This is a genomic window from Echinicola rosea (assembly GCF_005281475.1).
In the GTDB taxonomy this organism is placed as follows: domain Bacteria; phylum Bacteroidota; class Bacteroidia; order Cytophagales; family Cyclobacteriaceae; genus Echinicola; species Echinicola rosea.
Genome location: NZ_CP040106.1, coordinates 1132029 through 1146316, shown reverse-complemented (window position 1 = coordinate 1146316; position 14288 = coordinate 1132029). Strand labels below are relative to the sequence as shown.

Below are 14288 nucleotides of genomic sequence, written 5' to 3'. Positions count from 1 at the left end.
TTTTCATCAAGGGAAAAAGGAAAAGGATAAAATCCACCAAAATGGCCAAAGCCATACAGTTAAAGTCAAATAGAAAAAGAACTCCTAGCAGGTGAAAACAGGGAAATAGCAGACGATCACGAATTCATAAATTACACTTCATTTTTTTTGTTCAGGTCCATTCCTGCATAAAAACCCAAGTCCTTTCTGCGCAGGATTTTGGTCCAAAAGGCAATTTGTCCAGCATGATAAGAAAAATGCTCCACGGCATGGATGACGTTCCCAATACCAGAATAATGGTAGCCCTGAACGGTGTATTTGCTTTCCAGGCTGTTTTGATCCAAGCTTTGCAATAAATCTGTGCACTGGCTAACGGTGGTATCCAGCTTATCTATCAAAGCTTGTTTGTCCATGGTCTTACTAGCACTAAATTCTGCCTCGCGGTCACGCTTGTCTTCGACTTTCCCCAAGGAGGACAGCAAGTACTGCGTCAGGTTGCCGCATAAGTGCAAAACCAAGTTACCCATGCTATTGGAGGCTTCGTTGGGCCTTTCCCAGATTTCATCTTCTGACAACCACTCCAGGCAACTTCCGATTTTGGAATTGTTCTCCTCCAAACGAAATACAGCATGCTTGATTGTCTCTTTTACTAATGTGTTATCTTTCATGGTTTGTGATTTATTGGGTTGTTTAAACTATTAATTTATAGTAGCTTATATCCTGTTTCATAAACAATGACCCTCATTAGCACCACCAAAGTCATGCGAAAGTTACCTGTTCTCATTTGTTTTTTGCTTTTAATATTTTCATGTGCCGAAAAAGCCTCCAATACTGAAGAGGCGCAATGGTACAAAGGCAACCTCCACACCCATTCTTATTGGAGTGACGGTGACGATTACCCCGAAATGATCATGGACTGGTATAAGTCACACGGCTATGATTTTATTGTCCTTTCTGATCACAATGTACTGGCAAATAGTGAAAAGTGGAAGCTGATTCCAAAGTCTCCGGTGCACAGAAAGGCTTTTGAGAAGTACTTGGCAAAATATGGGGAAGAGTGGGTCGAATACCGGGAAGATTCGGCAGGTCGGAAAGAGGTGCGGCTAAAAACCCTGGAAGAGTACAGGCCAATGTTTGAAGTGGAAGGGGAGTTTCTCATTATCCAATCCGAAGAGATCAGTGACAGTTATGACAAAAAGCCCCTTCACATGAATGTCACCAATATCCAAAAATTGATTGAGCCGCAAGGAGGAAATTCTGTCGCAGAAGTCCTACAAAACAATCTTGACAAGGTAAAAGAACAGCGGGAAGCCACCGGGGTGCCGATGTTTATGCATATCAATCACCCCAATTTTGTATGGGCCATCACGCCGGAAGACATCATACAGCTGGATGGTGAGCGTTTTTTTGAAGTGTATAATGGCCACCCGCTGGTGCACAATTACGGGGACTCCCTTCGTCCCAGCATGGAAGCACTTTGGGACGAAGTCCAAGTAGCCTATCTCCAAGAGGGAAAGCCCTTGCTTTATGGGTTGGCCGTCGATGATGCGCACAATTACCATGTGTTTAATGAAAAAAGCAGCAATCCCGGCAGGGGCTGGGTAATGGTAAAAGCCAAGGACCTTTCAGCAGCCGCTTTGATCGAAGCCATGGAAGCGGGGGAATTTTATGCCTCTACGGGCGTTACCTTGCGAGACGTCCACTTTGATGGTAAAGAGCTGACGATATCCGTGTCCGAAGAAGAAGGGGTTGACTATTCCATCCAATTTTTTGGCACCAAAAAATCATCTCCAGAAAGAAGCGGTGAGCTGCTGCACGAAATAAATGGTACCAAGGCGTCCTATAGCCTACAAAAGGATGATATGTACGTCCGGGCAAAGGTCACTTCCTCCAAGCCCAAGGAAAACCCCTATCAAATCGGTGACAAGGAAGTGGCCTGGACGCAGCCGGTGTTGAAGTAGGATGATTTTTAGCGTTATAGTAGCGTCATTTTTATAGAACGCTGAGCACGCAGATAGGGCTGATGTTCACAGATAATTTTGATAGCCTGTGTTGGTCAAAGGCTCGGGTCAAGGGAAATGTTTGGGGGGATTAGTAATTGGTACTGATAGCAGGCAGCGCGGATTAATAAGGTTTGAGCTGATTCATGAGCCTTTTCAGGGGATTTTGTCCGTAATAAGTATTATTCCCCAGCACCAAAATCGCCTATTCTTTAATCATTTCAGCATAATAACCTACAAACCTCAGTTCGATTATAAAATCGTCATCGGTAGGCTTAGCGGTAGGCTTGAGCGGGTGGAAGCCGTGGCAGCTCGCCGCGGCGAGTTGCCACACCCTTTTCCAACCCACATCCACCTAAAAAGGGTTCGCTATGACGCTTTTAATACTAAAATTAAGTCGAGCTCAGGTTACAAACCTTAACACTACTTCCTCGCTGCCAATTGCTTAAACACGGCGATGTACTGATCCGTCACATGGTCCCAATCGTACTTCTGGGTAAGCCCCTGACGGGAGGTTTGGCGGAGCTGAAGCATCGCTTCTGGGCGGCTTTCAGCCTTTTCCACCATTGCGGCGATATTTTCCTTGTCTTTCTGAAAATACCAGCCATGTTTACCCTGCTGGAGCATTTCTTGATTAAAAGGTGTGTCCAGTGCGAGAATGGCACAGTCATAGCCCAAGGCCTTGAGCATGGCAGGGTTGGTCCCCCCGTATTCATGCCCGTGAAAATAGGCATAACAGTTTCGGTACAGCGCTGCCAATTCTTTCTGGTCTTTCACATAGCCGGTAAATAGCAGCCGGTCGTCAGGAATATTTTTGAGCCGTTCGGCAAATTCATCTTTGTAAGGAACATCTCCCACCACGACAAGTTTTCGGGTACTGCTGGACTGGATGAAACCTTCGATGATCAGGTCGGCATTATTGTCGGGAATCAAACGTCCCACGATCAGGTAATAGCCTTCCTTTTCCAGCTGCCACTTATTGATCAGGGCAGGATCTGCCTGCAATCCCGGGTTGGAACCGTAAGCAATAACTTTGGAAGGGGCTTGGAAGAGTTCTTGATAGACCCGCTGCATCTCATCGGAGTCATTGATCAGCTGGTCATAAAACTTGGTGGCCATCTTGGAGGCCCAGTAAAAGTACTTGCCGCCGATGCCTTTCCACTTTGGTCGGAGCCATTCGAGGCCATCGACATTGATGGCAGTAGGCTTGCGCATGATACGGGAGATCAGCCCGAAAGGGCCATTGCCGCTATTGACCACAAAGATCACATCCGCACTGGAGAAGCAGGCATGGATCATGGAAAAAAAAGAGTGGGTCAGCTGTGTAAATGACTTCGACTCAATGGCCGGCATATAGACCAAATCGATGCCGTTTACCTGCTTGGGCCGTTCCTTAAACAAGGAGCGGTGGCAGTACACGGTGACGCGGATATTTTTTTTGACCAATCTTTCGCACAGTTCCTTCACCATGGTATCATATCCCCCATAGACATAAGGGTAACCCTTGGCCCCGAAGATGGCGACGTGGAGTGGCTTGTTTTTCATGTTTTTGGATTGGAAAATTTTAAGATTATAAAATTGTGAATGCCTAATGCAAATCGGGTGATTTTTTAGCCATTTCGGGTTTAATCTCTTTATTAACCTCAGTTCGATTATAAAATCGTCACTGCGAGGCTTAGAGGGAGATTTGAGGGGTGGAAGCCGTGGCAGCTCGCCGCGGCGAGTTGCCATACCCTTTTCCGACCCACATCCTCCTTAAAAGGGTTCGCTATGACGCTTTTAATACTAAAATTAAGTCGAGCTCAGGTTATTAAGTCAGAGACTCAACACATGCCCGTGCTGGGGCAGAGACCCCGCACAACTCAGGAAATTGCCCCCTAGCCCCCTAAAGGGGGAATTTGAATTGTTGGTGGACACAGAGCTTGTGGTCGATAACAAACAGTCTTGTCACATCCTGAGATGCAACGCTTTTTTGTATCAAGACCAAATCATGGTTTTATCATTTTGACTTTGGGGATTCTCCTTTGGTCAGGACAGCCCCTACCTAGCCTCCGGTTTATTTACTTCCCTGATTAGTGTTGACCGGATTAATATTAGTTTTCATTATCAATTATTGTAATCGCTAGTCATTTACTAAAATCCTATTGTGTTTCTCTTTGCTCCAAAATACCCCACCTAACCTCCCCGCCGTGGCGGGGAGGGATCAAGTCTCAAGTCTCACCTCTTACTACTACTTCTCCCCTATAAACTCCCGAAACACCTTACCCATATTTTCCACATAGGCGTCTATGGAAAAGTGTTCGATCACTCTTTCTTGACCGGCCTGGCCCATAGCCAGTCTCCTTGAAGGGTCAGTGATCAGTGTATCAAAGGCAAGGGAAGCATTCTCCGCTTCGTCCCAGGGGACCAAGTATCCCGTTTCGCCATCCAGCACCATCTCGGTGGCACCGCCATGGGCAGTGGCGACGACTGGCTTACCGGCTGCCATGGCTTCCAGCACAGTGGTGGGCAACGGATCTGGAAGGATAGAAGGCAGCATAAAGATGTCCAGGCCACTCATGATATTGGGGATATCTGTACGGTAGCCCAAGTTGGAGACCTTATCGGTCAGGCCGTTGGCTTTTACTTTATCCTTGATTTCGTCATAGAGGTATTCATAGCCCTCAAAAGCATCTCCCACCATGACGAAGTGAAGGTGATCATGCCGATGGGCCAGGGCTTTGGCCACATCCAGAAAGTAGGACTGCCCTTTCCAGAAATGCACCCGCGCGATCATCCCGATCAGGATGGTGTCTTGGGGAATGCCCAATTCGTCCTTTAAATCGTATGTTGCTTCCTTAAAGGGAAGGTAATTGATGCCGTTATAAACTAGCTTCATCATATAGCTGGGCACGTTGGGTTTCATGTTTTCAATAACTGCCTGGGAAACACAAAGGGCTAAATCCCCCGTATAGGTGATATACCTTTCGATAAAATTCTTGAACCAGATAGGGGTTTCGATGATTTCCCTGACATGCCAAATGTGTTTAATATTTTTCTTTTTAGCTACCCATGCTCCTATCCAAACTGCAGTTGTATTGGTATAAATCAGTTTTATATTTCGCTCATTTACCAAGGCTAACAACGCACTAGAAGCTCGGTATAGATATTTGGCCCTATTGATTAGTCCGGAAAAGTTAAAATATTTCCTTCGGATAATTCCAAGTCGTATGATCTTTACTTCAATACCTTCTTTGCGAATTGCATCGGATAATGGTCCTTCAGAAGACAAGGCTACGATAGGGGAATATCCCTTTTCTTTCAATCCCACTACAGATCTGATTAAGCTTCTACTTGCCCCATAAAGGTCGGAAGAACTATGCAGAACCAATACAGTGTTTTTCATGGTTAAATTCTTAAAATTATATCAGAAATACATTTAATATAATATATAGTTACTTTATTGTCTTATTTCATAATTGAAATCTATATTTTATAACGATAAATTAATTATTGGACTTGCAGAAAAGAAATAAATCCTATATTTTGACGTTAAATTTATTTTATCAACTAACCAACAAATCTTTTATGAAAATCTTTAGTAAAATTTTAATCTTATGTTTAGGCATTACATAATGCTTTTCATGTTCAGACGTTAGCGACGAGGTACCTGATGAGGTAGTATTACAACAAGAAACCACACCACAAATCAACAACAAGTATTTGTCAGATTTTTTGGAGAGAACTGGCATGAAAGGAGCTAAAGTAGCACCATTTAGAGATGGTTATCTAATTGATGGTGATATTTTTATATCTGAAGAAAGTCTAATTGAGCGTTTTGAAAATGCAAATTCAAACTCAAAAAGAGGTAATGAAAATCAACAGGCCATTGCAAATAGTTACAATCAGGTATCTTATACAATAGGCAGCACCAAAACTATTACTTATTACATTGGAAGTTCAGTGCCATCTGTTTGGGAAACAGCTATTTCAGATGCTATCAGTGAATGGAATAATGTCAAAAATTTAGCATTCAATTTCGTAGAGTCCTCAAGCCCTTCAGCTGATTTAAGCTTTACCACATATAATGAGGTTACTAGTACAATTGCATTTGCCGATTTCCCTTCTAGTGGAGAGCCTGGTGATCAAATATCTATTAACACTTATTACAATAGCAATACAAGATTAAGCACTAGCAGGAAAAAATTTACTATTGCCCATGAAATGGGTCATGCATTAGGGTTTAGGCACACAAATTGGCAACAACGAAATGAACCAGTAAATGATCCATCAAAGGATATATACGGTGCAAATTTAGTAGCTGGAACATGGAATGAAGACGCAGTTTCGGTAATGAATGGAACTGTATCGGATTGGAATGGCTTTTCATTCTTAGACATCCTCGCCTTCAGAACTGTTTATCCCCTTGATGATAATTTGAAACCTTGTTATGTCTATCGGCGGTTGACCAATAAAGGATATTATTGGACGACTGATTGGTCAGAATACGGCTCATATACCTATGATAGTCCGACATCAACCGGATTTGAATACATTGGCTTCAATGGTTTTATGTATGAAACACAAGTATCCGGTACAGTTCCTATCTACCTTTATTATAGTCCTGGCTCAAATTGGTATAATAAATCAAAGGATCCATACATTGATAGCAATTTTCAAGGATGGAATAAAATAGGGATTATAGGTTATGCTTACGCTGCAGCAGGAGCGGGAAGGCAACCTGTTCATCAGTATTTCCATCCTTCCAAAGGATTTTTTAACACGTTAAACTACAATGATGATTTTGTTGCCTCCGATCCAAATTGGTCATACAATGGGATACCGTATTATGCGGCTTCCGTATATTAAATTTAAAAGTAGACTCCGTTACTTGGAGTCTACTTTTTTTACTTGTAATTTTTAATTAATCTTTTTTTTCGAAATAATAACTTTGCCCTCCCTCATTAGGCTCATAAATGCAAGACCTAACAATTAGTCCTTCTGGGTTTACTGCAAAATCCTCAAATTCTGGTTCTGCGAAACAATTCACCACTATTTCTAATCCATCATAATAATTTAATACTATACATTTCCTGTCTTTAATTAGTAAATCACCATTTAAATTTATTTGCCACTTTCTTGAGGCTATAATATCATCCTGGTCATCATAGTGACGAATTTTTGTAAATGTATTATCATCCGTATTAAAAATAAAGTGACAAATCAGAAAAACACCATCAAGTATAGTACGAAAAGTATGAGGAGTACTTAATTGAAATCAAATAAACACCTAGGATTTTATTTTTTTTCATATGTATATTCAAACCAGTCATCACCATAGGCAGCATAACAAGCGGTGACAAGCTGAAAACGTTTATTTAGCCATATGATTTCCCACCCCTCATCTCCATAACAATTTCCAACGATTTCATCCCCCTCAGAATAGTTTATTGTCAAACAGGAAAAACCATTCGAAACTTCATTCGCTTCATAACGTTCTCCACTGGGACATGTTAATTGATATGTTCCAGTAGCTTGGGTAGTACCATTTTCTTCATGTGCAATTGTCTTTGTAAATACCTGATCCTCTTCGAACAGTAATGTTCTATTATCAAATAATTCATCACCTGTCAAATCCGGGCCATAGTTATGCCTAAATTTCACCAATTCCCATTCACCTGTTAAGTACTTTTTAATGTTTTCAGGGTCGTACAACGCATTATAAAATTCGGCGGAGTCCAAGTGACTTCCCCACTCAAGATTTATATTCGGTTCAGGTTCTTGTTCCTCAACATTACAGCTTAAAAACCCTGATAAGATTAGTAATAAAGGATAAAGTAGTTTTTTCATAACAATTAAAGTTTAAATACTAAAAATTGACAATTTGGGTAAACTTAGGATTTATAACCAAAACATACAAAGTATCATCTTTATTTTATAATTTTTCGCTATAGTATATAATTAATCCAACCTTGATTTTATGATTTTAGCAGGATTTCCCCCAACAATTGAATAAGGGGGAACATCTTTTGTGACCACACTTCCTGCTGCTATCACTGAGCCCTTACCAATAGTTACCCCCGCTAAAACAATGGTGTTACTCGCAATCCAACAGTCGTCTTCAATCTTTACAAAGCTTCTTGAGACCCCTTGATCTTTCATTGGAAGATTTATTCTTGAAAAGTTATGATTTTCTGAATAAATGCTTACTCGTGGAGACATCATTACATTTTCTCCAATCTCGATATATCCTGAACATCCGATATAACATAAATGCCCGATACTTGAATTGCTACCGACTTTTAATCCCTCTCCAATAGCGCCTCCATAATTATTAGTTGGTCTGATCATGGCGAATCTTCCAATTGTCACGTTATCGCCCAGTTGGATTCCATTTCTGGATAATCCATTAACTTCACAACCATCCTCGAAAATGCAATTATGCCCGACTTTTATATAAGAAGAATTAAAAATTTTTGTTCGCTTTCCTACCATAAGCATACCACTGGAGGCACTTAAAAAAAATTTCAACCAGGTGCCCCGAATTAGTTTAGGTAAAATCATCCAAAGCGAAATAAAAGTATCCTTATTACTCCAACCTTTACCGAATCTATTTTCCGGATTAATGCTAAATAATTTTAAAAAAAAGGCTATCATTCTAACTCCTATCGAATAAGTTGCTGCTTAATGGTTTTTATGGTGTTTTCCCAAGAATATCGTGCTATTATTTCCTTTTGACTATTTTTTATACTATCCATATTTGTAGAAGCGTTTTGTAGGATTAGCTCAATTTTTTCAACCATATCAGGAATATTTTTGGGATCAAAAAGAACTCCTCCTTTTCCTAAAACCTCCGGTAAAGCCCCTCTATTGGATGCTGCCACTGGAAGTGAAAATTGAAATGCTTCGATTACAGGAATACCAAACCCTTCATAAAGCGATGGAAAAATATAGGCCAAGGCTTTAGAATACAAGGTATATAGCTCCTTGTCCGTCACGAATCCAGTAAGAATTACTCGATCCGATAAAGCCAAAGATTCTATTTTTCGAATAATATTCTCGTAATCATCCAAAAATACCTTTGGTCCACGTTGTCCTACTAGAACCAATTTTAAGGATTTATCATGTAGCTTTGAAAATGCTTCAATTAGCCTTGGTAAATTTTTTCTTTTTTCCATAACTCCGACATGGAGCAAGAATTTTTGATTCTCAGAAATCCTAAATTTTGACAAGTTGATCAGCGTCTTCGGTTCCAATAGAGACCTTTTAGGCCCTAGGGGAACAATGATTATTTTCTCCGGGTTAAAACCAAATAATTCAGTGAGCCGATTTTTTGAAAAGGTTGATACAGTAAATATTTTGGACGCCTTTCTTCCTGCTGGAATAGCCATTATTGTAAACATCCATCTCCAGTACTTGTTGTAATGTTCTGGTAATTCCCAAATGTTACAACCATGAAAAACAGGAAACGCTTTTATTCCTTTTGGCATATAAAATGGAACTACATAATCATTGCAAATGAGTACGTCGCATTCTTTTTCCTTTGCAAGGATAGGCAATCGAAATTCCTTCCAAAAGAAGAACCGGATATGCTCTTTGATCTTTCCAATTTTGGTCTTGGGAGGATAAAACGTTTTAGGCTCAATTTTTACGACTTCAATGTCAGGGTCATTGCTTAATCCTTTAATTATTTCATCCAAAACGGTTCTAATTCCTGTTTTAGCCAAAAAACGATCTCTCGTATCAATGCCCACTCTCATAAATTAATCAGTTAAAGCCTTTCTTGCTTCTTGGTTAAGAATTATACTTTTATTATAGGCTTTTACACTGTACCCCACCATCCACCAGGACAACAATGACACATAGAAGAAATTTTCAGCATTGGAGGTAAAAAGGGGAAGCAGCATTCCGAATTTTACAGTACAAGCAACAAAAGCTACTCTGGCAACCATCACATCATCTACCATCCTGAAGGTCTTCAGGCTTATCCAAATACCACTGAATAATGTTGCGATGTAAAGTATCATCCCTATAAAACCTAACTGAACTCCAAAAATCAAATATTGATTCTCTCCTCCAACTCTTAATTGGTCGGTTACAGTTGAACTGTTTCCACTCATGGCTAAGCCAATGCCAAAAGGATTATCAATCATTGATTGTAAAGCAATCAACCATTCCACAACGTGCCCAACACTTGAGGCATTTTGAAAAGTAATCGTATCATAAACAAAATAATAGAACCTTTCCTCAGCAAACATTAAGACATAAAGTGTAAAAATCAACACTAATGACACGCCAATTTTCAATAAGGTATGTAGTCTAAATATCAATGCAATAAAAAATAGCATAATAAAAAAAGCTACAAACGAAGCTCTGGAACTGCTAAAATAAATGCTCATTACTGCAGCAAACATTACCAAAATGTAAATAGTAGCATTTTTCCTTTCAGATGTCAAATACCAGATTAGCCCAACTGAAAACGCCATTAAACTTGATGCGGCTAAATTTAACGGATCAGAGAAAAAGGAGGCTAATCTTTTGGAACCCGTTTGGGTTTCGAAGGTCCAAGTAAGACCAAAATTCCCAGTAGGCTCCATTTCATAAAATTTTGAGTTAAAAAGTGCATAGCCAGAAAACTGTTGAAAATGTGTATCGATAATGCTTTCCACTATGTTTAGAAAAAATGCACAGATAGCCAGTATCATTATCCCTTTAAACAAAAATAGAAGCTCTTTTTTTTCAAACCGGCTATTCCTACCAAAAAAATAAAAAACGCCCATAAGCATTATATTTTTTAAATAAACGGCCTTGCTAAAGAATGTAGCTCCTCCAAGAGGAATAAAAAGATATAGAACCGAGAGGGCAAGAAAGGATAAGAGTACTTTATCACTTGTCCTTAACCTAATTGGATATACAAAAACATTCCGCTCATAAAATAAAAAAGAAACCAATGCCAATACCACCACTAATTCTTTCAGTCCTTGAAAAGATTTTACCAGCCAAACGTTATGAGTAGTTTTCCATACAATACTTAATATTGTTGTATATAAGGGGAGGTAAAAACAGCCAAATATTATAACCCACTCCCATTTCCCTTTGAAAATGATTTTATCAAAGCAAAATAGAAAGAGGGGAATTACAAAAGCTAGAACGAGTATAAATAACACGGGCTAGGCGGAGATTAGCGTTTAAATTTCGGACACCCTAAAATGGAAATATCTAGACTCTATTTCTTTTCATCTTTTACAATATAAGAAGTATTGTACTGCACATTATCGGCTCTTTTCTTGATCAGCTCGGCAATTTTTTCATCACCTTTTTGGCTTTCATTTGGTGCGTAAAGTGCCCGTTGGCGATTCTCTGTGCCTTTGGGGGGCTCGCATAAATAGTAAATGGCCAGTGATTTTCTTACTTCTCCGTTTGGAGTATTTACCGCTTGGCTTAATCCATGCCATGAATGGTGTGTGGTATCAAAAAGCACTGCTCTGTTAAATTTAATGGCAACTTCTTTTTCTAGCTTTTTAGGACCGTCAGTTTCCGGATCATGGCTCCACAAGCCAAAATGCCCTCCCCAGTGTTCTTCCCAAGTCTCTGGAAGATAAATGATCAGGTTCAGTTTTCGCTGTAACCCTACTTTGGGATGGATGTTATAATCCAAATGGGGATTTAGCCTTCCTCCATTTTGATGCAAATGCCAGCCTCCACCGTGTAGGCCTGGATCAGCAAATAACTGTACTCCCACCAGCTCACTGAAATGGTTTACCACTTTATCTGAACAAAGGTGTCTAAAAAAAGTGTAGGTATGTTGTGGAAATTTATTCCAATCATTCAATGCAGATTTAAGTTCTAGTGGATTGTCATACTGGAAAAGACCATTGTCCCCAATGAGCGGAAATTCTGCCGATAGTTTCTGGGCAAATGTTTCATCTAAAAAATCATCTAAAATAAGGTGTGGAAATGGATTTCCTTTTTTGAATTCTTCTTTACTGTCTAAAATTCTATTGCTATCTATCTTCATAATTTTTAATAATTCCATGAAAAAAACCCCTCCAAGCGTGCCTGAGTTTTCCAAATCTTCCTCGAACGATAAAATATAATGTAAAAGCCAGCATCTTACCAGCCTGGACAGCATACGCCAACGGCAAAAACCACCATTTTACATGCATCCTGATAAAGAACAACTGGTTGCGATTCACTAAATAGTGAAGCATGGGATTCAGGTAGCCTTCCTTGCCTTTCGTTTTGGACTTTGAGGATTGGCCCACCGAATGGTATATTTTTGAAGTACACTCGTACCATAGTTTATATCCTTCTTGCTTTATCCTCAAGGACATATCCACATCCTCGAAAGAGCCAAAAAAGAAGACTTCTTTAAGAAAACCAACCTTTTGCAATACTTCAGTTTTAATCAGAAAACAACACCCCGTAATCCAGTCTGTTTCCTTGCTATTCATTGCTTGGTACACGGGTCTGTTTTTATTACGGGTAAACGAGAGCCCTAGTACCGGCCAATAAATTCCCCCGGCATTCCATACTTTTTCCTTCTCTGAAGTATAAGTCATGACGGGTTGAGCGGCACCAAATTCCGGTCGATCATCAATGGAATCTACCAACCGTGTGAGAAAATCAGGCTCAACCTCCGTATCATTGTTTAATTCCAAAATATAATCAAAGCCCTTCTCCAAGGCATATCGGATACCGGTATTGTTTCCTCCGCTAAATCCGAGATTCTTTTCGTTCTGGATATACGTTATCTTATCCTTGAAAGCATCCCTGATCCTCGGCCCAGAACCGTCAGGTGACGCATTATCCACCAAAACTACATGATAATTTTGGTAACCCATTCTAAACAAAGAATGAATGCATACTTTGGTAAGTTCATAGCCATTCCAATTAACCAGTATGATGGCTACTGAAGGCTCTTTTATAAAATCCATTAAAGATGTTGGGAATATTTTTGTGTAATAACCATGAGCAAAGTATAAATATGACAAATTCGGTGGACAACATACTTATTGCCAATCCTTGTCCCCCCAGCCAACTTGTAAGGCCTATGGAGGCGAGAAGCATATACAGGCAAAATGCCCATGAGCTATTGAAGAGAATTTTCCTTTGGTCTGAAACTAACATCAAAACCATGTTCGCAATATTCAACGTTGCCATAAAGGGCACAAATGCTAGTATTTGTAAAAATTTTACAGATGTCGTCATATTATGCTCTCCTGCTAATATTTTAATGATAAATGGTGCTAATAAATAAACTGTTAGCGATATGCCTGCAGAGAAAATCAAAGTAGTTTTATACACCCTACTTACAAACCGAAAGAACGAATCCTTGTCATCTATAAATAATTTACTTGCATTTGGAAAAACGGCTCCCACCACAATGGATGGAAATAGCCGGAGTACCATAGCTACTCTTTCTGCCAAACTGTACATTCCCAAAACATTTGCGGTGGCAAAGAAACTTAAAACCACCAACCCTCCACTAACTGAAATGTGGCTCGCCATTGCAGATAGAAAAAGATATACATTGTTTTTCCATGAGCGAACGACGTTAATAAAACCTATAAAATAAACCGTTACTTTTAGTTCAGCATTAAGGTATGTCAGTACCAACAAATTGATGCTCAATGCTGATCCTCCAAAGAAGAAATTCACCCATTTGGCATCTGTGGGTCCTTGGATGAAAAGGACGATTCCTGCCAGATAGAGCAGCTTGCTGAAAACGTTAGCGACGGATACCAATTTCATTTTTTCCATTCCCTGGAAAAACCACACCGGCAAGGTAGCTTCCGAAAACAGCATCAGCAACGAATAGATCAGGATCACCTGGTATTCCGGAAAGAATCCGAATCCCTTTACAGCAATCAGCAGCGAGATCGCCGCCAAAACTGCCAAAACCAATTTACTGGAAATGACCGTGGACAGAATGGCTGAAAGGGTCTTGGGGTCTTTTTGGTTCAGGGCCACATCCCGGGGACCGCTCAGGTTATAGCCAAATCCCACAAAGACATTGGCAATTAATATCACCGAAAGGGCCAAGCTCACCAAACCAAACTGGTCCACACCAATAGACTGGATCAGCAGGGGCATCACGATCAGCGAAATCAGGATATTGGATGACTGTATGATCAGCAAAAAAATAAAGTTCTGTACCGACTTATGGCGGATTAGCTGAAAAAAAGGTACAGAAATAAGCTTTTCGATCATTGTGTGGGGTTGAGATGTTTTAACCCGTTTTATGCATTAGGAATCGTAATGAGAGCTGAAACTACAAGAAAATCAGGCTGTTTGGAGATTGAATCATCCGCCGCGGCGGATCAGCTC

The 14288-nt window shown here is 40.1% G+C and carries 12 protein-coding genes; 2 read left to right on the top strand and 10 right to left on the bottom strand.

The window, feature by feature from the left end; all coding sequences use genetic code 11:
* Window positions 1–131: 131 nt before the first annotated feature.
* On the bottom strand, window positions 132–647 hold the full coding sequence (locus FDP09_RS04790; protein ID WP_137401562.1) for a DinB family protein: 516 nt from the start codon (window positions 645–647) through the stop codon (window positions 132–134).
* A 66-nt stretch (window positions 648–713) separates the two neighbouring features.
* Between FDP09_RS04790 and FDP09_RS04785 the strand changes: the two genes are divergently transcribed.
* On the top strand, window positions 714–1940 hold the full coding sequence (locus FDP09_RS04785) for a CehA/McbA family metallohydrolase domain-containing protein (RefSeq protein ID WP_229683353.1): 1227 nt from the start codon (window positions 714–716) through the stop codon (window positions 1938–1940).
* 462 nt (window positions 1941–2402) lie between these two features.
* Here FDP09_RS04785 and FDP09_RS04780 read toward each other — a convergent pair whose 3' ends face one another.
* Together FDP09_RS04780 and FDP09_RS04775 are read right to left on the bottom strand one after the other, a co-directional pair.
* Complete coding sequence (locus tag FDP09_RS04780) at window positions 2403–3524, bottom strand: DUF1972 domain-containing protein (protein ID WP_137401561.1); 1122 nt, start codon at window positions 3522–3524, stop codon at window positions 2403–2405.
* 685 nt (window positions 3525–4209) lie between these two features.
* Window positions 4210–5364 carry a glycosyltransferase family 4 protein gene (locus tag FDP09_RS04775; RefSeq protein ID WP_137401560.1) on the bottom strand — a complete coding sequence of 385 codons (1155 nt, stop codon included), beginning with the start codon at window positions 5362–5364 and terminating at the stop codon, window positions 4210–4212.
* A 344-nt stretch (window positions 5365–5708) separates the two neighbouring features.
* Between FDP09_RS04775 and FDP09_RS04770 the strand changes: the two genes are divergently transcribed.
* Window positions 5709–6827 carry a M57 family metalloprotease gene (locus tag FDP09_RS04770; protein WP_187328797.1) on the top strand — a complete coding sequence of 373 codons (1119 nt, stop codon included), beginning with the start codon at window positions 5709–5711 and terminating at the stop codon, window positions 6825–6827.
* Between the two features lie 429 nt (window positions 6828–7256).
* Here FDP09_RS04770 and FDP09_RS04765 read toward each other — a convergent pair whose 3' ends face one another.
* The 7 genes from FDP09_RS04765 to FDP09_RS04735 form a co-directional block, all read right to left on the bottom strand.
* Window positions 7257–7808: a hypothetical protein gene (locus tag FDP09_RS04765; RefSeq protein ID WP_137401558.1), complete on the bottom strand. Its 552-nt coding sequence runs from the start codon at window positions 7806–7808 to the stop codon at window positions 7257–7259.
* 111 nt (window positions 7809–7919) lie between these two features.
* Window positions 7920–8615 (bottom strand): acyltransferase, encoded by a 696-nt coding sequence (locus tag FDP09_RS04760; protein ID WP_137401557.1) that lies wholly within the window; start codon window positions 8613–8615, stop codon window positions 7920–7922.
* An 8-nt stretch (window positions 8616–8623) separates the two neighbouring features.
* Window positions 8624–9718, bottom strand: coding sequence for a glycosyltransferase family 4 protein (locus FDP09_RS04755; RefSeq protein WP_137401556.1), 1095 nt, complete (start codon window positions 9716–9718; stop codon window positions 8624–8626).
* Window positions 9719–9721: 3 nt separating this feature from the next.
* Window positions 9722–11125: an O-antigen ligase family protein gene (locus FDP09_RS04750; protein WP_137401555.1), complete on the bottom strand. Its 1404-nt coding sequence runs from the start codon at window positions 11123–11125 to the stop codon at window positions 9722–9724.
* A 59-nt stretch (window positions 11126–11184) separates the two neighbouring features.
* Window positions 11185–11976 (bottom strand): 2OG-Fe(II) oxygenase, encoded by a 792-nt coding sequence (locus FDP09_RS04745; protein WP_222840317.1) that lies wholly within the window; start codon window positions 11974–11976, stop codon window positions 11185–11187.
* Entirely contained in the window at window positions 11963–12895 is a 933-nt protein-coding gene (locus FDP09_RS04740) for a glycosyltransferase family 2 protein (RefSeq protein ID WP_137401554.1), read from the bottom strand. Before FDP09_RS04740 ends, FDP09_RS04745 begins: the two co-directional genes overlap by 14 nt.
* The gene (locus FDP09_RS04735) at window positions 12852–14171 is read right to left on the bottom strand and encodes an oligosaccharide flippase family protein (protein WP_137401553.1); all 1320 of its coding nucleotides are present in this window, start codon (window positions 14169–14171) and stop codon (window positions 12852–12854) included. The genes FDP09_RS04740 and FDP09_RS04735 overlap by 44 nt, the downstream gene beginning before the upstream one ends.
* Window positions 14172–14288: the final 117 nt, after the last annotated feature.

Coding starts and splice junctions, on each gene's coding strand:
- FDP09_RS04790 (WP_137401562.1), bottom strand. CDS start 647: ATGAAAGATAACACATTAGTAAAAGAGACAATCAAGCATGCTGTATTT.
- FDP09_RS04785 (WP_229683353.1), top strand. CDS start 714: ATGACCCTCATTAGCACCACCAAAGTCATGCGAAAGTTACCTGTTCTC.
- FDP09_RS04780 (WP_137401561.1), bottom strand. CDS start 3,524: ATGAAAAACAAGCCACTCCACGTCGCCATCTTCGGGGCCAAGGGTTAC.
- FDP09_RS04775 (WP_137401560.1), bottom strand. CDS start 5,364: ATGAAAAACACTGTATTGGTTCTGCATAGTTCTTCCGACCTTTATGGG.
- FDP09_RS04770 (WP_187328797.1), top strand. CDS start 5,709: ATGAAAGGAGCTAAAGTAGCACCATTTAGAGATGGTTATCTAATTGAT.
- FDP09_RS04765 (WP_137401558.1), bottom strand. CDS start 7,808: ATGAAAAAACTACTTTATCCTTTATTACTAATCTTATCAGGGTTTTTA.
- FDP09_RS04760 (WP_137401557.1), bottom strand. CDS start 8,615: ATGATAGCCTTTTTTTTAAAATTATTTAGCATTAATCCGGAAAATAGA.
- FDP09_RS04755 (WP_137401556.1), bottom strand. CDS start 9,718: ATGAGAGTGGGCATTGATACGAGAGATCGTTTTTTGGCTAAAACAGGA.
- FDP09_RS04745 (WP_222840317.1), bottom strand. CDS start 11,976: ATGAAGATAGATAGCAATAGAATTTTAGACAGTAAAGAAGAATTCAAA.
- FDP09_RS04740 (WP_137401554.1), bottom strand. CDS start 12,895: ATGGATTTTATAAAAGAGCCTTCAGTAGCCATCATACTGGTTAATTGG.
- FDP09_RS04735 (WP_137401553.1), bottom strand. CDS start 14,171: ATGATCGAAAAGCTTATTTCTGTACCTTTTTTTCAGCTAATCCGCCAT.